Below are 18560 nucleotides of genomic sequence, written 5' to 3' on the forward strand. Positions count from 1 at the left end.
TAATAGAGCGAAGCTGATAGTGGCAGGATTCCGAGAAAGTTGCTCCCAAAATGAATAAACCCCTGCAAATCTAAGGGCTTAGAAGCCATCCGTGGTACGCTCATTGGATGGCAACGAACTATTTAAAGAAAATTTTATCGGCTCGCGTCTATGACGTAGCCAGAGAAACAGAGCTTCAGGTCGCCCCAGAACTGACTAAACGCTTGGGCAACCAGGTGCTCCTTAAAAGGGAAGATAACCAACCTGTTTTCTCCTTCAAACTGCGTGGCGCCTATAACAAAATGGCCCATCTACCCCCAGAAGCCTTAAAGCGTGGGGTTATTGCTGCTTCCGCAGGTAATCATGCCCAAGGCGTAGCCCTATCAGCCGCCAAAATGAAGTGCAAAGCCGTGATCGTGATGCCAGTGACCACTCCAAGCGTCAAAATCGATGCAGTGAAGGCAAGAGGCGGATCTTGGATAGAAATCATTCTGCATGGTGAATCCTATAGTGACGCATTCAAGCACTCAGAGATTTTAGGCAAAAAACGGGGCCTCACTTTTGTGCACCCTTTTGACGATCCTGATGTGATTGCAGGGCAAGGCACCATTGCCCACGAAATTTTTACCCAATATGAAAAACCCATCGACGCGATTTTTGTGGCGATTGGTGGCGGTGGCTTAATAGCCGGCATTGGTGAATACGTCAAAGCTGTTAGTCCAAAAACTAAAGTGATCGGCGTTCAGGCTTCGGATTCAGATGCTATGAATCAATCACTCAAGGCAAATAAACGCATTGAGATGAAAGATGTTGGCCTGTTCTCTGATGGCACGGCAGTTAAGTTGGTTGGAAAAGAAACATTCCGTATCTGCAAAAAAGTAGTTGATGAAATCATCACCGTCGACACAGATGAAATTTGTGCGGCTATTAACGATGTATTTACCGATACGCGCAGTATTCTTGAGCCCGCTGGCGCACTAGCCATTGCAGGCATGAAGAAGTATGTTGAGAAAAAGCGCATTAAGAAGAAAACCCTAGTGGCTGTGGCTTGCGGGGCTAATATGAACTTTAGCCGTCTTCGCTTTGTAGCAGAACGTGCAGATGTTGGTGAGTTCCGTGAAGCGGTGTTTGCAGTCACCATTCCTGAAGAACGCGGCTCTTTTAAACGCTTCTGCGAATTACTCGGCAAACGCAATGTTACTGAATTTAACTATCGCATTGGCGATCACAGTGAAGCGCATATTTTTGTTGGTATCAGCACACAAAAAGCCGGTGACAGCGAAGCAATTGCAAAGCATTTCCGTAAAGCAAAGTTCGCAACAATTGACTTAACTCATGACGAATTAGCAAAATCACACTTACGTCATATGGTGGGTGGACACTCCGCACTGGCTAAAGATGAATTGCTCTATCGTTTTGAATTTCCAGAGCGCCCAGGTGCTTTGATGAAATTCTTAACCAGCATGGCGCCAAACTGGAATATCAGTCTGTTTCATTACCGTAATCATGGTGCTGACTATGGCCGTATTTTGATTGGCCTTCAAGTGCCGAAAAATGAACAGAAGAAATTCCAGAGCTTCTTATCTACTTTAGGCTATCCACACTGGGATGAAACCAATAACTCTGCATATCGTCTGTTCCTGAAATAGACTCCGTTAAATATGTCATACACACTCACCGGAAAACTCGTCGTCGCGATCTCTTCGCGCGCCCTGTTTGATTTCGAAGAAGAAAATCGCATCTTCGAATCGACCGATGACAGTGCTTATATGAAGTTGCAGCTCGAGCGCCTGAGTGAGGCTGCTCAAAAGGGTGTAGCTTTCCCACTAGTGAAGAAACTCCTCGCCTTTAATGATGAGGGTGAACAGCGGGTTGAAGTGGTGATTCTCTCTCGCAATGACCCCGTCAGCGGCCTGCGGGTGTTCCGCTCAGCAGAACATCATGGCTTGCATTTAGAACGTGGCGTATTTACAAGAGGTAGGCCTCCGTATCACTACCTGCGTTCCCTACATGCCAACCTCTTTCTGTCTGCCAATGAGGACGATGTGAGAGCGACGATTGATGCAGGCTTTCCTGCAGCGCGTGTATATCCAGAGTCCAGTAAAACTGCCGAATCTCATCCTAATGAAATTCGTATCGCATTTGACGGAGATGCAGTACTGTTCTCTGATGAAGCTGAACAAGTGTTTCAAAAAAAGGGGTTGGAGGCCTTTGTTGATCACGAGAGCAAGAAGGTTGATATTCCATTGCCTCCTGGACCATTCAAACCACTATTGGAAGCGCTTCATAGACTGCAACGCTCCACTAGTGAAAATGGGATGCGCATTCGCACTGCACTAGTAACAGCACGCTCTGCCCCAGCACACGAACGCGCTATACGAACATTGATGGCATGGGGCATTGATGTGGATGAAGCGATGTTCCTAGGTGGTCTCTCAAAGAGCGAGTTCTTGCGAGAATTCGAACCTGACTTTTTCTTTGACGATCAAACAGGCCATTGCCAATCAGCGGCTTCTGTAGCCCCAACCGGCCATGTTGTATCAGGCGTATCGAATAAGCCAAAAAACTAAAAACATATCGACTCAAAACAAAAAGAAAAAAAGCAATTCATGGCAACAATTTCACTCGGACAATCAACACAATACCCAGATCAATATGATCCAAGTTTGTTGTTTCCTATCCCAAGAACTGAAAATAGAAAAAAGCTGGGACTTAAAGAGGGTCAAGCTTTACCGTTTGTAGGTGTGGATATTTGGAACGCCTTTGAACTGAGCTGGCTTAATCAAAAAGGCAAGCCCCAAATTGCATTGGCTGAGTTTCAGATTCCCGCAGACTCAACCAACATGATTGAATCCAAGTCATTCAAGCTCTATCTCAACAGCCTTAATAGCGCACGCTTTGAAGATGAGAATGAAGTGAAAGAGCGGCTTATTACGGACCTATCTGCAGTTGCTGGCAGCAAAATCACCACTCGCATCAACCCCACTGAAGCAGTTTCCAAAAAAGGCATGCAGGAGATGGGTGGCATCTTGATGGATCGCCTCGATATTGAAGTGGATCCAAATTTGCCAGCAGACCCAAGCCTGCTGGGTGTGAATGAATCCTTTGGGCCGATTGAGCAATGCTTAGTCTCCCATCTGCTCAAATCCAATTGTCCGGTTACCGGTCAACCTGATTGGGCTAGCGTACAAATTCGTTACCAAGGTAGACCAATCCTTGAAGAAGGTTTATTACGTTACCTGATTGGCTTTAGGCAATTAGGTGAGTTTCATGAGCACTGCGTTGAAACTATCTTTACCGATATCAAGCGTCAGTGCAAACCAGAAAAGCTGTCTGTGTATGCTCGCTACACAAGGCGCGGTGGGCTAGACATTAATCCATTCCGCACCGATCACAATTCACTTTGGCCAGATAACATTCGTCATGCACGCCAGTAGGGCAGTAAATAAGTAGGTAAATAAAAACCCCTTGTAGGAAATCCTAGAAGGGGTTTTTGCTATTGCGGTAATTACTTTAAAACGGAATATCGTCATCCATTGCACCGAGTGATGCGGCATTAGAGGCTGCTGGAGCAGAATGCTCAGCCGGCTTTGAGCGGCTATAGCTCTCGCCACCATCACCACTTCCGCCTACTGGCTTGCCACCAAGCATTTGCATAGTTTCTGCAACGATCTCTGTGGAATACTTTTCTTGGCCACTTGCGTCAGTCCATTTGCGTGTGCGCAAACGACCTTCAACGTAAACCTGTGAACCTTTTTTGAGGTACTGACCAGCGATTTCTGCAAGCTTGCCAAAGAATGCAACACGGTGCCATTCTGTGGTTTCTTTCATTTCGTTGGTTTGTTTGTCTTTGTAGCGATCAGATGTTGCTACTGAAATATTTGTAACTGCGTCGCCGCTTGGCATGTAACGCGTCTCTGGATCACGTCCTACGTTACCTACGATGATGACCTTATTTACCGAAGCCATGTTGTCTCCCGAAGAAAAAATACTACTGTTATTACTGCTAAAAAATAAACTGCTTGCTTTAATTTAATCTATGAAGCTGCGGTTATGTCGTTGTGCTTACATCCTTTGATTCTGTTGCTCTCGTTGGCATTTCACCCATCGACCAAGCAATTATAAGCCAGCAAACCAAGAGCACTACACCCATCGCAAAGACCGACAAATCGCCATGGCTATCCATTAAATAGCCACCAATAACGGCCCCTGAGAACAGGCCAATCGATTGTGTAGTGTTGTAAACGCCTAATGCGGTGCCCTTAGATTCTTTTGCAAAACGAGATACTAAAGAGGGCTGTAATGCTTCTAGGAGGTTAAATCCTACAAAATAAACCAGTAATGCAGCGGCAATCATCATCACTGAATTCGCTTGCGTAAAGATCAATTCTGCAACTAGCAATAAAACAATCGCAACTAATAGAATCGTTCTTAACTGTTGTTTCTTTTCACCATAAATAATTGCAGGTGCCATGAAGACAAATGACAGAAGCACTACAGGAAGATAAATTTCCCAATGTGATGAGAGCGGCAAACCAGCTTGCACGAGTAAACGTGGGACCACCAAGAACATAGCTACTTGAGTTGCATGCAACACAAACACACCGAGATTTAAGCGCATCAAATCTGGTCTAAAGAAAACTTCTTTCAATGAAGCTTGCTGAACTTTTGCCTCTGGTTTGCTCGTTGGTAAAACATAATAAGTAACAAACATCGCAATCGCGCCCAACACTGCCAGAACAATAAAAATTCCACTCAGACTAATCGCACGATAAATTGGAGCAGCAATGACCAAGGACAAGGCAAATGAGAGGGCAATACTGCCACCGACTAATGCCATAGCTCGAGTGCGAACCTGCTCACGAGTCAAATCCGCTACCCAGGCAGAAATAGCTGCTGAGACAGCCCCGGCACCCATAATTCCGCGGCCAATAGCAATCCAGAGCAAATCATCTTTGGCTGCGCAAATTAAGGCGCCAGCTACAAAAAGGGATAAACCCCACAAAACAATCGGTTTACGGCCAATTCGGTCTGAAAGGCGACCTAAAGGGATATAAAAGCAGGCCTGCACAATATTGAAGATCCCGAGGGTCAAGCCTACCCAGAGGGCATGCTCACCACCTGGTAAGCCACGCGCATGAATGCTAAAGATGGGCAATAGCAAGAAAAGGCCCAGCATACGGAGGCCAAATATGCCTGCTAAGGCCAGAGTGGAGCGAAGTTCAGAAGAATTCATGGGAAAGAGCTATATTAACAAGTTACGCTAAATAATCATGAATAACGAAATCAAGATCCGCGGTGCCCGCACCCACAACCTCAAAAACATCAATCTAGACATCCCTAGAGAGAAACTTGTTGTCCTTACTGGCTTATCAGGCTCAGGCAAAAGCTCGCTGGCGTTTGACACCCTGTATGCGGAAGGTCAACGTCGCTATGTTGAATCTCTCTCAGCTTATGCCCGTCAGTTTTTGCAGCTCATGGAAAAGCCAGATGTCGACACGATTGAGGGCCTTTCACCAGCAATTTCGATTGAGCAGAAAGCAACGAGTCATAACCCGCGATCAACCGTAGGTACTGTTACTGAAATTCACGATTATTTGCGCTTGTTATTTGCACGAGCAGGCACACCCCATTGCCCAGATCATGATCTTCCATTGGAAGCGCAAAGTGTTTCCCAAATGGTCGATACCGTGTTGTCGATGCCTGAAGATACAAAGTTAATGATTCTGGCGCCTGTTGTGAGTGAGCGCAAAGGTGAGTTTGTCGATCTCTTCCAAGACCTGCAGGCACAAGGGTTTGTGCGATTTCGCGTACGCTCTGGTGGAGGTACGGCTAACGTTGCTAAAGCAGAAATTTTTGAAGTTGATCAACTACCAACACTCAAGAAGAACGACAAGCACTCTATTGAAGTGGTAGTGGATCGCATCAAAGTGCGTCCTGATATTCAGCAACGTTTGGCGGAGTCTTTTGAGACGGCCTTACGTTTAGCCGATGGTAAAGCCATGATTGTGGATATGGATACTGGTAAAGAGATGATCTTCTCTAGCAAGTTTGCTTGCCCAGTTTGCTCATACTCATTACAAGAATTAGAGCCTCGCCTCTTCTCTTTTAATAACCCAATGGGCGCCTGCCCATCTTGTGATGGCTTAGGTCACCAGTCCTTCTTTGATCCTAAGCGCATCGTTGCGCACCCTGACTTATCACTCGCTTCTGGCGCCATTAAAGGCTGGGATCGTCGCAATCAGTTCTACTTCAAGCTCCTTCAGACCCTTGCCAAACATGGCGGATTTGATGTGGAGAAACCATTTGAGACTCTGAACAAGAAGCAACAAGATCTGGTTTTATTAGGCTCTGGTGATGTGACTATTCCTTTTGAATACATTAATGAGCGTGGCAAAAACAGTATTCGTGAACATGCCTTTGAGGGTATTGTTGCCAACTTTGAAAGACGCTATCGCGAAACTGACTCCATGACAGTTCGTGAAGAACTCTCACGCTATCAAAATGTCCAAACCTGCCCAGAATGTAATGGCAGCCGTTTACGTAAAGAAGCGCGCTTCGTCAAAGTAGGCGAAAAGAAACAATCTCGCGCAATTTATGAGATCAGCGCCTTACCACTGAAAGAAGCCAAAGAATATTTCGAAACGCTTGAGCTCAAAGGTGCTAAACGAGAAATCGCTGACAAGATTGTCAAAGAGATTGGGGCACGTCTGCGCTTCTTAAATGACGTAGGCCTAGATTACCTTTCTCTCGAGCGTAGTGCTGACACCCTTTCTGGTGGTGAAGCTCAACGCATTCGCTTGGCTAGCCAGATTGGCTCAGGTTTAACGGGTGTGATGTATGTATTGGATGAACCGTCAATTGGTCTGCATCAGCGCGATAACGATCGCTTGATCGGCACCCTCAAGCACCTGCGTGATTTGGGCAATAGCGTTTTAGTCGTTGAGCATGATGAAGACATGATTCGCGCCTCTGACTGGGTGATTGATATTGGTCCTGGTGCCGGGGTTCATGGCGGCGAAGTAGTTGCTCAAGGTACACCGGCAGAAGTAGAAGCAAACCCAAATTCTTTAACGGGCGCTTATCTTGCTGGCAGAGAAGCCATTGCGGTTCCAGAAAATCGTATTCCTGTAAATGATCGTTTTTTAGAAATCATTGGCGCACGTGGCAATAACTTGCAATCGGTTCACGCCAAAATTCCCGTTGGATTATTAACCTGCGTTACGGGTGTATCCGGTTCGGGTAAATCCACCTTAATTAATGACACCTTGCATCATGCGGTCGCTCAGCATCTGTACGGCTCAAATGCAGAGCCTGCAGCACATGATGCAATCAAGGGTCTAGAGCATTTCGATAAAGTCATTAGTGTTGACCAATCCCCGATTGGTAGGACACCGCGCTCTAACCCAGCCACTTATACCGGCTTATTTACTCCGATTAGAGAACTCTTCGCTGGCGTACCCGCATCACGCGAGCGTGGCTATGAAGCTGGTCGCTTCTCTTTCAACGTTAAGGGTGGTCGCTGCGACTCCTGTGAAGGTGATGGCGTACTCAAAGTAGAAATGCACTTCTTGCCAGACGTGTATGTTCCGTGCGATGTATGTCACGGTAAGCGCTACAACCGCGAGACCTTAGATATTCGCTACAAGGGCAAGAATATTCATGAAGTGCTATCGATGACAATCGAACAAGCCCATGAATTCTTTGAAGCCGTTCCAGTTGTTAAGCGCAAACTCAAAACATTGCTAGATGTAGGTCTTGGCTATGTGAAGCTCGGGCAAAGCGCCACCACCCTATCCGGCGGTGAAGCGCAACGCGTGAAACTTTCTCTTGAGCTCTCTAAGCGTGATACCGGTAGAACCTTATATATTCTCGATGAACCAACTACTGGTTTGCATTTCCACGATATCCAATTGCTATTAACAGTGATTCAAACACTCAAGAAGCAAGGCAATACGATTGTCATCATTGAGCACAACTTAGATGTGATTAAGACGGCTGATTGGATTATTGACTTAGGGCCTAAGGGTGGCGCTGGCGGTGGACAGATCATTGCTACCGGCACACCTGAAGATGTGGCTAAAAATGAATTAAGTTTTACAGGCCACTACCTAGCACCACTGCTGACTCGTAAAACACCCACTCCTGTAGCAAGCAAAAAGAAAGCGAAGTAAAGCAACAAAAGCTTGCAGTGCCTGGATTGATCTCAGAGTAATTTAGCTTCAGCTAAATCAGTCGCCTCTGAATTGCCTGAGATCACCAAAATATCATTAGCCTCAAGCATAAGTTCTGGAACGGGGTCTAACTTCACGTAATCTGCGTTTCGACGCTTGCGGCGCACTGTCTGAACATTGACACCCTCTGTCTCCAGATGAAGTTCGCCGAGCGTTTTGCCAATTGCTTGTGAATGGGTTAGCAAGGTAATTGCGTGTAAGCGCCAAGATTCATTCGAACCAAAGTCATCGTCTGCAGATCCTCGGAAATAGCCCCTGAGCAAGCTGTACCGCTCTTCTCTTGCTGTAGTTATGCGTCGCACTACCTTACGCATTGGCACACCCATGATCAGCAGAACATGGGAAGCGATCATCAAACTGCCTTCAATGAGCTCTGGTACAACTTCGGTTGCGCCGGCCGCCTGAAGCTTAGCAATATCTGCATCATCTCTAGTGCGCACCAATACGGTCATACCTGGACGCAAATGCTCAACTTGACGCAGAACTCGCATGCTTGCTGCAGTATCAGCATAGGTAATGACAACTGCTTTTGCTCTTGAGAGGCCTGCAGCGACTAAATAATTTTCACGACTCGCATCTCCATAAACTACATTATCCCCAGCAGCAGCAGCCTCTTTAACGCGATCAGGATCTAAATCCAAAGCAATGTAAGGAATTTTTTCTTGATCGAGCATACGCGCTAAACTTTGGCCAGAACGACCAAAACCACAAATAACTACATGGTTTTCATTGCGCACACTTTTAGAAGCAACCCGAGTGAGCGCAAGTGATTGCAGCAACCATTCATTGCTAGAGAAACGCATTGCTATGCGATCACTGTACTCAATCAGAAATGGTGCGCAGAACATCGAGATCAACATGGCTGCCAATACTGCTTGACTTAAAGTAGGGTCAATCAAATCTAATCCATCAATTTGATTGAGCAACACAAAGCCGAATTCGCCCGCCTGAGCTAGGCACAAGCCCGTTCTAATCGAGATACCAGGACTTGACCCAAACCCGCGTGATAACAAGGCGATAAGACCAAACTTAAAGATCAGGGGGCCAACCAAGAGCACCAAAACCAGTAACCACTGCTCACGTATGACATTGAAATCGAGCAGCATGCCAATCGTAATAAAGAAGAGCCCGAGCAAGACATCGCGGAACGGTTTGACATCCTCTTCGACCTGGTGACGGTAAGGGGTTTCGGAAATCAACATGCCTGCCAAGAACGCACCAAGCGCTAGTGATAAGCCAAAGTGTTCGGTTAATCCTGCCATGCCCAAAACAATCAACAAGAGGTTAAGCATGAACAATTCTTGTGAGCGCAGCTTAGCAACTAATTTAAACCAATGGCTCATCAAACTTTGGCCGATGAAGAAAATCAATACCAAGGCAATTGTGATTTTGATTGAGGCTGCAGTAAGCGCAACAAATAAATCCGATGGATTTTTTCCAAGTGATGGCAACAAGATCAGCAGGAAGACCACGGCTAAATCCTGGAATAACAAAATGCCTACGACATTACGGCCATGCTCCGTCTCCAACTCAGCACGGTCAGAGATCAGTTTGGTCACAATGGCAGTAGATGACATTGCTAAAGCGCCGCCTAAGGCGATCGCAGCATGCCATGAAATCGGATAAATCCAATTGATCAAAAGACTCGCCGGGACCGCCAGCAACATAGTCAAGATGACCTGACTGCCCCCCAGTCCAAATACGATAGACCGCATGGCTCTTAGCTTGTGAAGATTAAATTCCAGGCCGATTGAGAACATCAGGAAAACCACGCCAAATTCAGCCAAATACTTCACCGTAGCCGTATCATTTGCCAGACCAAGGGCATGGGGACCAATCAGCACGCCAATGGCCAAATAGCCCAAAATAGGCGGCAAGCCAAAATAGCGGAAAATAACCACTCCGGCCACACCCGAGGCCAGGAGAATGAGGGTTAATTGAAGGACTGACGGCATATACTTACTCGATGATAGCTAAGACTCGTGAACGTACCCTAAAGCTTGCGCGCGACACCCTCACTATTGAGGCTGCTGCACTGCAAACCATGCGTGATCGCCTTGAAGGCGCTAACGCTGACGCCCTTGTGCTGGCAGTTGAGCTTTTACATGGCTGCAAAGGCAGAATCGTGGTGTCCGGAATCGGCAAATCGGGGCATATTGCCCGAAAAATTGCTGCCACCTTTGCCTCCACCGGATCCCCAGCATTTTTTGTTCATCCTGCAGAAGCCAGCCACGGTGATCTAGGTATGGTGACCAGAGATGATGTTTTCGTCGCCCTTTCTAATTCTGGTGAGACCGATGAACTTCTCACCATCGTTCCAATCGTAAAACGCACCGGCGCAAAACTCATTGCCCTTACTGGTGCTCCAAATTCTTCTCTTGCAAAATTAGCAGACGCACACTTAGATACTAGTGTTGAAAAAGAAGCTTGCCCTTTAAATCTCGCGCCCACTACTAGTACTACTGCAGCGCTAGCAATGGGTGATGCGCTAGCGGTTGCCTTATTAGATGCTCGAGGTTTTGAGGCTGAGGACTTTATTCGTTCGCATCCTGGCGGCAGACTAGGTCGCAAGCAATTGATGCATGTCAGTGAAGTGATGCGTAGTCTTGCAGATACCCCAAAGATATCTATCGACGCCTCACTGCAAGATGCCTTGCTTGAGATGACATCAAAGCGTATGGGTATGGTGGTAATACTAGATGCCAACCAAAAAGTATTTGGCATATTGACCGATGGGGACTTACGTCGCCTCCTGGAAAAAACCACTAACCTTGGTGGCATCAAACTAGAGAGCGCAACCACTCCGGGCCCGCGCACCATCACTGCGGAGCTACTTGCCGAAGAAGCAATTGAGATGATGGAAAAACATCGCATCAATCATCTGGTGGTTACTGACGACAAAGGCCATTTAATGGGCGCATTAAATCTGCATGATTTATTTGCTGCCAAAGTCATTTAATTTAATTAGTAATCGAACTTTTTTATGCCTAGTGCCTTTACTCCCCACAATACCAATCCTTTAACACAATACCCGCAAGCTTGGGAGCGCGCTAGCCAAGTAAAACTCCTTGTTTTGGATGTTGATGGTGTTCTGACTAATGGACAGGTTTGGATTGGCGCAGATGGCAAAGAATCTGCGAAAGCTTTTGATATTCAAGATGGATTAGGTATCAAATTATTAGAGCAATGCGGCATTGCTACCGCCATCATTACTGGTAGAAATTCCAAAATGGTTTTAGCGCGCTGTGAAGAGCTTGGAATTAAACATGTGCACATGGGTGTTGAAAATAAAGCTATCGCATTGGGAGAAGTCGTTAAATCTCTTGGGCTGACTACAGCTGATTGTGCTGTTATGGGTGATGATTGGCCAGATCTACCAATGATGAAAAATGCAGGCCTACGGATTTGTCCGGCGCAAGGTCATGAGGCTGTTAAAGAATTTGCTCACCTAGTGACGACTCGTAGCGGCGGTAACAGTGCCGTTCGCGAAGTATGCGATCTGATTCTGAAAGCACAGAATCGTTATGAAGAATTGCTAAATAAGGCCCGTAGCTAAGCAATGCAGTTGAAGCCTCAACAAATTAAAGTCGGCATTGGTCGCATCCTTTTGCGCCTGATGCCCTTGATTTTGATGGGTGCACTAACACTAGTAACCTTTTGGCTTGTGCAAAAAAATACCCCGCCACAAAAATCTCCTTTAGAACGTGTGCGACTCCACGAGCCTGACTACACCATTAAAGATGGTGCACTGTCTGCCTTAAATGAATTAGGCAATACCAAATATCGAATTTTGGGAGTCAAAGTTACCCACTACGATGACGATGCCTCAATCGATATCCTCACACCTCGCATGCGTTTGTTTCAGGCAGAGAAAGCGCCTGTAACGGTAAAGTCAGATACAGGACATGTTGATGGTGACCTCACTATTTTGGATTTGCACGATAACGCCAGCATCTTTCGTCCCGCTCAAGAGGCGACAGCATCACAGCCAGCTACTTTAAGAATGTTGGCTAGCTCAAGCTATTTCAAAGTACTTATCAACGATGACATTATCGAAACGGATCGGCCGATTACCCTTGAGCAAGGGATGTCGATCATGAACTCTACCGACGGTGGTATTTTTAATAACGTTGAGCAAAGCATGGTTCTCACCGGTCAAGTCAAAGGGCGCATTGAACGCGCGCCGAGGGACAAACCATAAAATGGTTCCGATGAAATACTTGCTCACACGTTTAGCGTTACTCAGCTGTCTCGCGCTTGCGTTGACTGCTCCTTTTTCAGCGCGGGCTGAAAAAGCAGATCAAGATAAACCCGTCATCCTCGAGGCAGAAAAAGTTTCCGTAGACGATGTCAAACAAGTTTATGACCTTAATGGTCAAGTCTTACTGATTAAGGGCAGCATCGTTGTTACCGGCGAAGATGGACATATTGCAGTAGATCCTCAAGGTTATGAATTTGTCGATGTTATTGGCACGCCCGATGCAGTAGCAAGCTTTAGACAACGTCGTGAAGGGCTTGCGGATGAATTCATGCAAGGCCGCGGCGCCCAAGTGACATATGACGCAAAGACTGAATTCCTGACGCTTACCGGCGATGCTAGCCTCAAGCGCTTACTTAATATGCAAATGCTTGATCAGCTCAAAGGCTCGAAAATTGAGTACGATGATGTAAAGCAGTACTATCGAGTTGTACCTCCCAAAGATGCAAAGCCGGATGACCTGCCTACAGCAAGAGCCATCCTTTCACCAAGACGAAAAGCAACCCTAGAGAAATGACAGCGGATTTAGCCCAAATCAATGACGCGCCAACACTAAGCGCCCATAATCTACAAAAGCGTTATGGCTCAAGAACCGTAGTTCGGGACGTATCAGTCCAAGTGCGGTGCGGTGAAGTCGTTGGATTACTGGGGCCAAATGGAGCTGGCAAAACAACTTCCTTCTATATGATTGTTGGCCTTGTCCCACTCGATGGGGGTAACATCGTTTTAGACGGCGCAGATATTACACATTTACCTATTCATCAACGTGCTCGCATGGGTCTCTCCTATTTGCCGCAAGAAGCCTCCGTGTTCAGAAAGTTGAACGTAGCGGAAAATATTCAAGCTGTACTAGAGCTCCAGGTTCAAGGCGGTAAACCCCTTAGTAAGGCTGAAATTGCCAACCGCCTGGATGAGCTCTTAGGTGAACTCCAAATCAGCCATCTTCGTAATAACCCAGCCCTATCGCTTTCGGGTGGTGAACGTAGGCGCGTGGAGATTGCTAGAGCTCTCGCTTCTCAGCCAAAATTTATCTTGTTAGATGAACCATTTGCTGGTGTTGACCCTATTGCCGTTGGGGAAATTCAAAGAATTGTGCGCTTCCTACGAGATCGCCAAATTGGGGTGCTCATTACCGACCATAATGTTCGTGAAACTCTAGGCATCTGTGATCACGCCTACATCATTAGTGAAGGCAGCGTATTGGCCGAAGGCAAGCCTGAGCAGATTATTCAAAATGATGCCGTTAGAAGAGTCTATCTGGGCGAAAACTTCCGGATGTAAGCCAGATAAGGCTCTTTGCTTTTAAAGTAATAAAAATTGCACTTCCCTCTTGGTTTTCAGCAAATTCGCTGATACGCTGGAGGCTCATGGTTTATTTTCCAAAAAAAACAGCACGAAAAATTTCAGGGGCTTGCTGCGCACCCCAGGTATGACTATGCGCATGCATCTATAGCATCTATAAAAGGAGTCGCTAATGAATTTGAAAATTAATAGCCGTCATGTGGAAGTTACCCCTGCCATGCGCTCTCACTTGGAGGCGGGACTAGCCAAAATTCGTAAGCACTTCGACCACGTCATTGATGCGTCTGCCTTTTTGGTGGTAGATAAAGCCAAAGAAAAGGATCTACGTCAAAGCGCTGAAATCACTATTCACCTTAAGGGCAAGGACTTGTTCGCTGAAGCACATAACGCAGATCTCTATCACGCCATGGATGCCGTGGTTGATAAACTAGAGCGTCAAGTCGTAAAACATAAAGAAAAGATTCAGGATCATCATCACGAAAAGCATTTTGAGTGATTAATTGCGTCAGGACACCTATAATCAATTCACATGAATGCCCTGATTAATCTTTTTACTCCCGACTGCATTGCATTAGACATCCCTGCCAAAAGCAGGGCTGATGCATTTGCAGCCGCTGGAGAACTATTCTCCAAACAAACCGGTATCGCAGCTAACTCAGTAGTAGAGTTCCTCAATGCTCGCGAAGATTTAGGCTCCACCGCTCTTGGCGCTGGAGTGGCAATACCCCATGGTCGCGTTAAAGGCTTAAAGCAGCCTAGTGCGACCTTTATGAGACTGCAAAATCCAATTGAATTTGCAGCTCCGGATGGCGAAGCGGTATCCATCATGATTTTCCTATTGGTGCCCGAAAAAGCTACGCAACAACATTTAGAAATTTTGTCTTCGATTGCTCAGCTACTATCAGATGCTGATGCTCGCCAGACTCTATCGTCTGCAGCGGATCCTTTAAAAGTTTGCGAACTCCTACAGCACTGGGGCACAGCAAAATGACCCAGCTATTACTCCTAGAGGGAGTAACTGCCCAGCAGATTTTTGATGATAATGTTTCTGACTTAAAGCTTTCTTGGATCGGTGGCCTTGAAGGCGCGGATCGCACATTTCCGTCTGAGGCCGTAAAGGCAGCCGCTGCTAGCTCAGACTTAGTAGGTCACTTAAACCTCATCCACCCAAGTCGTATTCAGATTTTTGGTGAGCAAGAGGTTGACTATCACGCAGCCTTAGAGCCAAAACAAAGACAAGAACAAATTGCTAACTTGATATCCAAGACTCCGCCTTGCGTCATCGTAGCCGATGGCAAGAGCGCAGATCCTGACTTACAGTTGTTCTGTCAGCGCTCTTCAACCCCTTTGTTCACTACTGCGATTTCTGCGGCAGAAGTCATTGATCATTTACGCACCTACTTAACCAAAATTGGCGCACCTCAAATCACGATGCATGGTGTCTTTATGGACATCCTCGGTTTAGGGGTACTCCTCACTGGTGAATCTGGTCTAGGTAAAAGTGAATTAGGTCTTGAGCTCATATCTCGCGGGCATGGTCTAGTTGCTGACGATGCCGTTGACTTTGCACGCCTTGGACCTGATTACATTGAGGGTCGCTGCCCAGTGATCTTACGCAACTTACTTGAGGTGCGTGGATTAGGCTTACTAGATATTCGCACGATCTTTGGTGAAACTGCTGTACGTCGCAAATTAAAACTCCGCCTGAATGTTCAACTTGTTCGAAGAACCGATGGTGAATTTGAGCGCCTGCCCCTTGAGACCCAACATATCGATGTATTGGGTATTCCAATTCGAACAGTGAAAATTCAGGTGGCTGCAGGTCGTAACTTAGCGGTATTAGTTGAAGCCGCTGTTCGCAATACTATTTTGCAACTGCGTGGCATTGATACCTTAAAAGAATTTATCGAACGTCAGCGCATTCAAATGAATGCTGAAGCTGATGCAACCAAGTCACAAGGTCGCCTGCTCTAAGTTATGCAGATAAATCTGATTACCGGAATCTCAGGCTCAGGTAAATCAGTAGCCCTGAGAGCTTTTGAAGATGCGGGCTATGACTGTGTAGACAATCTTCCTGTTCCTCTTCTAGAAAGCCTTATCTCCACCCTTGAAAAAGAAAAGTGTGAGCAAGTCGCCGTCGCTATCGATGCTCGTCGTGGGCAATCAATTGAAAATTTACCCTCGATTCTTGAAAACTTACGCAAAAGTCACCAAGTCAGAATTGTTTTCTTAAATGCTGATACAAATACCCTCATTCAGCGCTTTTCTGAGACACGTCGACGCCACCCCCTATCCACGAATCCCAAGCAGTCTCAATCTGCGACATTAATTGAAGCAATTGATAAAGAACGTAATCTGTTGGAGCCCTTACGCACCCAGGCTCACAGCATCGATACCAGCAATCTACCTGCACATGCACTACGCTCCTGGATTCAGGATCTCCTCAAAGACAAACCTGTAGGTCTCACGGTCATTTTTGAATCTTTTGGCTTTAAAAAAGGTGTTCCCAGCGAAGCGGATCTGGTGTTTGATGTACGCTGCCTACCAAATCCTCATTACGACAAAGTATTGAGGCCTCTCACTGGCAATGACAAACCCGTAAAAGAATTTCTGGAAAAAATTCCAGAGGTATTGAGTATGGAATCAGACATCACGCAATTCATTAATAAGTGGTTGCCCCACTACATTGCTGATGGTCGCAGTTATTTAACGGTAGCTGTTGGTTGCACTGGCGGTCAACATCGCTCCGTTTATTTGGTCAACCGCTTAAGCGAACACTTCCGCGCCCAAAAAGACCTTATAGATTTACAGCTTAATTTTTTAGATCGTCATCGCGAACTAGACTCAAGCCTTGCAGCAAAGTCTTAATCGGCTGCGGTAGGCCATAGCGCCCCAACTGATTTAAAGGCACCCACTTTAGATCCGGATTTGAGAAGACCAACTCTTTTGAGCTACTTGCCCGCCAAATCTGCATCCACAAACGACGATGCGTAAAGACATGCTTAATTTCTTCGCTGTGCTTTACTGACTTACATACTTTCATCAGCGTAGCTAACTTTTCATCAGGTAATGCAAGGGCAAATAATGTTTCTGCACCGGTATCTGCGCTCTTTGCACCAGATACCCTTGGCGTCCACGGCCCCTCCGGCAAAGACCAAAGGCCACCCCAAATAGCTTTACTTGGGCGTTTTTGCAATAGGACAGAATTACCCCAGCGCATCAGCAACATATTGCAATCAAATTCTGGAGATTTTGTCTTCTTCGTTTTTTGCGGAAGTAAAAGAACTTGATCGCTTAAATTAGCTTGGCAATTTTTCGCAAATGGGCATTTCTTTTCCGAACCTAAACAAACAGGTTTACGTGACGTACACCAAGTAGCGCCAAAGTCCATCAACGCCTGCGTATACACTGGCATGTCTGCCGGCTTACTTGGCAATAAGTCGGTTGCTAAAGTCCATAGGCGATCGTTTACTACCTTATCTTGTATCGGACCCTCGATTGCAAATAGACGCGCAAGAATACGCTTCACATTGGCATCCAGAATAGGCGCGCGCTCATGAAACGCGAAAGCTGCGATAGCACCTGCAGTAGAGCGACCGATACCTTTCAATTGCTCAAGTAAAGCTGGGTCACTGGGAAACTGGCCCTTGAACTCTGCCATGACCTGCTTTGCACAAGCATGTAAATTTCTGGCGCGCGAGTAATAACCTAAACCAGCCCACTCGGCGAGCACCTCATCAATAACAGCAACGGCTAATTTTTTAACTGTTGGAAAGCGCTTCATAAAGCGTGGATAACGCTCAAGGACAGTAGCCACTTGAGTTTGCTGCAACATGATTTCTGAAACCCATACTGCATAAGGGTCTCGATTACCTTGCCACGGTAAGCCCGAACGCCCACTGATCGCATGCCAAGCCACCAACTTTGAAGCAAATGTGTTGATCAACGTTTTTGACATTGGGGACAGAAATAAGTAGAGCGTTGACCTTGTACTATCTGATTAATCGGTATTTTACATACCTTGCATGGCAAGCCTTTGCGATCATAGACTTTGGTTTGAACCATAAAGTGGCCGGGATCACCGTCGCTATTCACAAAATCTTTTAATGAGCTGCCACCCGCATCGATTGCTTTTTTCAATATGGATCTCACCGCTTTAGCAAGACGAGAGCATTGTGGGCGAGTGAGCTTGCCGGCCGCCTTTGCAGGATGAATGCCTGCCTCAAATAAACTTTCTGAGCAATAAATATTACCAACACCAACAACTGCTTGGCCGGCCAACAGAAATTGCTTCACAGCCACGCTGCGCTTACGGGAAGTTCGGTACAAAATGTCTGCGCCCAGCTCACCAGAAAACTCCGGCGAAAATGGTTCCACGCCCAGCTTTTGTAAAAGCGTAAATTTTTCAATAGGGCCTTTTGACTTGGGATGCCACAAGACTGCGCCAAACTTTCGTGGGTCATGTAAGCGCAAGCTGAACTTTGCAAATTCCAACGTGACCCGATCATGGGTCTTCAGGGGGTCGGAACTTGGAAGGACGCGCAGAGTCCCTGTCATTCCCAGATGAATCAGCAAATAACCTGTATCCATTTCCAATAAAAGATACTTCCCGCGCCTTTCAATAGCGTGCACTGTTTGACCGGGCAAGGTTTTAGGAAGGCTAGCCGGCACAGGCCAGCGCAAGCGTCCGTCAATAATCTTGACGGCACTGACCTTCCGCCCCTCGAGATGGGGGGCGATTCCTAATCGGGTGACTTCTACTTCTGGAAGTTCTGGCATAAATGGAT

The 18560-nt window shown here is 46.5% G+C and carries 18 protein-coding genes; 13 read left to right on the forward strand and 5 right to left on the reverse strand.

Annotation, left to right across the window (positions count from 1 at the left end):
• Nucleotides 1-107 precede the first annotated feature (107 nt).
• From ilvA to queF, 3 genes are read left to right on the forward strand one after another with little or no spacing between them, the layout of a single operon-like run.
• Nucleotides 108-1628 carry a threonine ammonia-lyase, biosynthetic gene (ilvA, locus tag ICN36_RS00840; protein ID WP_216226575.1) on the forward strand — a complete coding sequence of 507 codons (1521 nt, stop codon included), beginning with the start codon at nt 108-110 and terminating at the stop codon, nt 1626-1628.
• A gap of 12 nt (nt 1629-1640) precedes the next feature.
• A complete protein-coding gene (locus ICN36_RS00845) occupies nt 1641-2549 on the forward strand; it encodes a 5'-nucleotidase (protein ID WP_216152472.1) in 909 nt (302 codons plus the stop codon).
• Between the two features lie 39 nt (nt 2550-2588).
• Nucleotides 2589-3416 carry an NADPH-dependent 7-cyano-7-deazaguanine reductase QueF gene (gene queF, locus ICN36_RS00850; RefSeq protein ID WP_216226581.1) on the forward strand — a complete coding sequence of 276 codons (828 nt, stop codon included), beginning with the start codon at nt 2589-2591 and terminating at the stop codon, nt 3414-3416.
• 76 nt (nt 3417-3492) lie between these two features.
• On the opposite strand, the gene ssb is transcribed toward queF, so the two are convergent.
• Nucleotides 3493-3948 (reverse strand): single-stranded DNA-binding protein, encoded by a 456-nt coding sequence (gene ssb, locus ICN36_RS00855; RefSeq protein ID WP_216152474.1) that lies wholly within the window; start codon nt 3946-3948, stop codon nt 3493-3495.
• Between the two features lie 82 nt (nt 3949-4030).
• A complete protein-coding gene (locus tag ICN36_RS00860; RefSeq protein WP_216226583.1) occupies nt 4031-5215 on the reverse strand; it encodes an MFS transporter in 1185 nt (394 codons plus the stop codon).
• A 37-nt stretch (nt 5216-5252) separates the two neighbouring features.
• Here ICN36_RS00860 and uvrA point away from each other — a divergent pair, with 37 nt between their 5' ends.
• Nucleotides 5253-8153 (forward strand): excinuclease ABC subunit UvrA, encoded by a 2901-nt coding sequence (gene uvrA, locus ICN36_RS00865; protein ID WP_216226585.1) that lies wholly within the window; start codon nt 5253-5255, stop codon nt 8151-8153.
• Between the two features lie 32 nt (nt 8154-8185).
• Here uvrA and ICN36_RS00870 read toward each other — a convergent pair whose 3' ends face one another.
• Entirely contained in the window at nt 8186-10168 is a 1983-nt protein-coding gene (locus tag ICN36_RS00870) for a monovalent cation:proton antiporter family protein (protein WP_216226586.1), read from the reverse strand.
• A gap of 11 nt (nt 10169-10179) precedes the next feature.
• Between ICN36_RS00870 and ICN36_RS00875 the strand changes: the two genes are divergently transcribed.
• From ICN36_RS00875 to rapZ, 9 genes are all read left to right on the forward strand, one after another.
• Entirely contained in the window at nt 10180-11172 is a 993-nt protein-coding gene (locus ICN36_RS00875; RefSeq protein WP_216226587.1) for an SIS domain-containing protein, read from the forward strand.
• 24 nt (nt 11173-11196) lie between these two features.
• Nucleotides 11197-11769, forward strand: a complete 573-nt coding sequence (locus tag ICN36_RS00880) for an HAD family hydrolase (RefSeq protein WP_216226588.1) — start codon at nt 11197-11199, stop codon at nt 11767-11769.
• Nucleotides 11770-11772: 3 nt separating this feature from the next.
• Nucleotides 11773-12414 carry an LPS export ABC transporter periplasmic protein LptC gene (gene lptC / locus ICN36_RS00885; protein WP_216226589.1) on the forward strand — a complete coding sequence of 214 codons (642 nt, stop codon included), beginning with the start codon at nt 11773-11775 and terminating at the stop codon, nt 12412-12414.
• A gap of 10 nt (nt 12415-12424) precedes the next feature.
• Nucleotides 12425-12988, forward strand: coding sequence for a lipopolysaccharide transport periplasmic protein LptA (gene lptA / locus ICN36_RS00890; RefSeq protein WP_216226590.1), 564 nt, complete (start codon nt 12425-12427; stop codon nt 12986-12988).
• Nucleotides 12985-13752, forward strand: a complete 768-nt coding sequence (lptB, locus tag ICN36_RS00895) for an LPS export ABC transporter ATP-binding protein (RefSeq protein ID WP_216226591.1) — start codon at nt 12985-12987, stop codon at nt 13750-13752. Before lptA ends, lptB begins: the two co-directional genes overlap by 4 nt.
• Nucleotides 13753-13945: 193 nt before the next feature.
• The gene (gene hpf / locus ICN36_RS00900; protein WP_012358449.1) at nt 13946-14269 is read left to right on the forward strand and encodes a ribosome hibernation-promoting factor, HPF/YfiA family; all 324 of its coding nucleotides are present in this window, start codon (nt 13946-13948) and stop codon (nt 14267-14269) included.
• A 33-nt stretch (nt 14270-14302) separates the two neighbouring features.
• On the forward strand, nt 14303-14764 hold the full coding sequence (locus tag ICN36_RS00905; RefSeq protein ID WP_216226592.1) for a PTS sugar transporter subunit IIA: 462 nt from the start codon (nt 14303-14305) through the stop codon (nt 14762-14764).
• Complete coding sequence (gene hprK / locus ICN36_RS00910; protein ID WP_216226593.1) at nt 14761-15747, forward strand: HPr(Ser) kinase/phosphatase; 987 nt, start codon at nt 14761-14763, stop codon at nt 15745-15747. Before ICN36_RS00905 ends, hprK begins: the two co-directional genes overlap by 4 nt.
• A 3-nt stretch (nt 15748-15750) precedes the next feature.
• Nucleotides 15751-16641, forward strand: coding sequence for an RNase adapter RapZ (rapZ, locus tag ICN36_RS00915; RefSeq protein WP_216226594.1), 891 nt, complete (start codon nt 15751-15753; stop codon nt 16639-16641).
• On the opposite strand, the gene mutY is transcribed toward rapZ, so the two are convergent.
• Nucleotides 16586-17731 (reverse strand): A/G-specific adenine glycosylase, encoded by a 1146-nt coding sequence (mutY, locus tag ICN36_RS00920; protein ID WP_216226595.1) that lies wholly within the window; start codon nt 17729-17731, stop codon nt 16586-16588. The genes rapZ and mutY overlap by 56 nt on opposite strands.
• A complete protein-coding gene (gene mutM / locus ICN36_RS00925) occupies nt 17716-18552 on the reverse strand; it encodes a bifunctional DNA-formamidopyrimidine glycosylase/DNA-(apurinic or apyrimidinic site) lyase (RefSeq protein ID WP_216226596.1) in 837 nt (278 codons plus the stop codon). Before mutM ends, mutY begins: the two co-directional genes overlap by 16 nt.
• Nucleotides 18553-18560 lie beyond the last annotated feature (8 nt).

This window comes from Polynucleobacter sp. UK-Gri1-W3 (assembly GCF_018881595.1).
In the GTDB taxonomy this organism is placed as follows: domain Bacteria; phylum Pseudomonadota; class Gammaproteobacteria; order Burkholderiales; family Burkholderiaceae; genus Polynucleobacter.

Excerpts from the sequence above, each read along its gene's own strand:
- ilvA (WP_216226575.1), top strand. The coding sequence starts at position 108 with ATGGCAACGAACTATTTAAAGAAAATTTTATCGGCTCGCGTCTATGAC.
- ICN36_RS00845 (WP_216152472.1), top strand. The coding sequence starts at position 1,641 with ATGTCATACACACTCACCGGAAAACTCGTCGTCGCGATCTCTTCGCGC.
- queF (WP_216226581.1), top strand. The coding sequence starts at position 2,589 with ATGGCAACAATTTCACTCGGACAATCAACACAATACCCAGATCAATAT.
- ssb (WP_216152474.1), bottom strand. The coding sequence starts at position 3,948 with ATGGCTTCGGTAAATAAGGTCATCATCGTAGGTAACGTAGGACGTGAT.
- ICN36_RS00860 (WP_216226583.1), bottom strand. The coding sequence starts at position 5,215 with ATGAATTCTTCTGAACTTCGCTCCACTCTGGCCTTAGCAGGCATATTT.
- uvrA (WP_216226585.1), top strand. The coding sequence starts at position 5,253 with ATGAATAACGAAATCAAGATCCGCGGTGCCCGCACCCACAACCTCAAA.
- ICN36_RS00870 (WP_216226586.1), bottom strand. The coding sequence starts at position 10,168 with ATGCCGTCAGTCCTTCAATTAACCCTCATTCTCCTGGCCTCGGGTGTG.
- ICN36_RS00875 (WP_216226587.1), top strand. The coding sequence starts at position 10,180 with ATGATAGCTAAGACTCGTGAACGTACCCTAAAGCTTGCGCGCGACACC.
- ICN36_RS00880 (WP_216226588.1), top strand. The coding sequence starts at position 11,197 with ATGCCTAGTGCCTTTACTCCCCACAATACCAATCCTTTAACACAATAC.
- lptC (WP_216226589.1), top strand. The coding sequence starts at position 11,773 with ATGCAGTTGAAGCCTCAACAAATTAAAGTCGGCATTGGTCGCATCCTT.
- lptA (WP_216226590.1), top strand. The coding sequence starts at position 12,425 with ATGAAATACTTGCTCACACGTTTAGCGTTACTCAGCTGTCTCGCGCTT.
- lptB (WP_216226591.1), top strand. The coding sequence starts at position 12,985 with ATGACAGCGGATTTAGCCCAAATCAATGACGCGCCAACACTAAGCGCC.
- hpf (WP_012358449.1), top strand. The coding sequence starts at position 13,946 with ATGAATTTGAAAATTAATAGCCGTCATGTGGAAGTTACCCCTGCCATG.
- ICN36_RS00905 (WP_216226592.1), top strand. The coding sequence starts at position 14,303 with ATGAATGCCCTGATTAATCTTTTTACTCCCGACTGCATTGCATTAGAC.
- hprK (WP_216226593.1), top strand. The coding sequence starts at position 14,761 with ATGACCCAGCTATTACTCCTAGAGGGAGTAACTGCCCAGCAGATTTTT.
- rapZ (WP_216226594.1), top strand. The coding sequence starts at position 15,751 with ATGCAGATAAATCTGATTACCGGAATCTCAGGCTCAGGTAAATCAGTA.
- mutY (WP_216226595.1), bottom strand. The coding sequence starts at position 17,731 with ATGTCAAAAACGTTGATCAACACATTTGCTTCAAAGTTGGTGGCTTGG.
- mutM (WP_216226596.1), bottom strand. The coding sequence starts at position 18,552 with ATGCCAGAACTTCCAGAAGTAGAAGTCACCCGATTAGGAATCGCCCCC.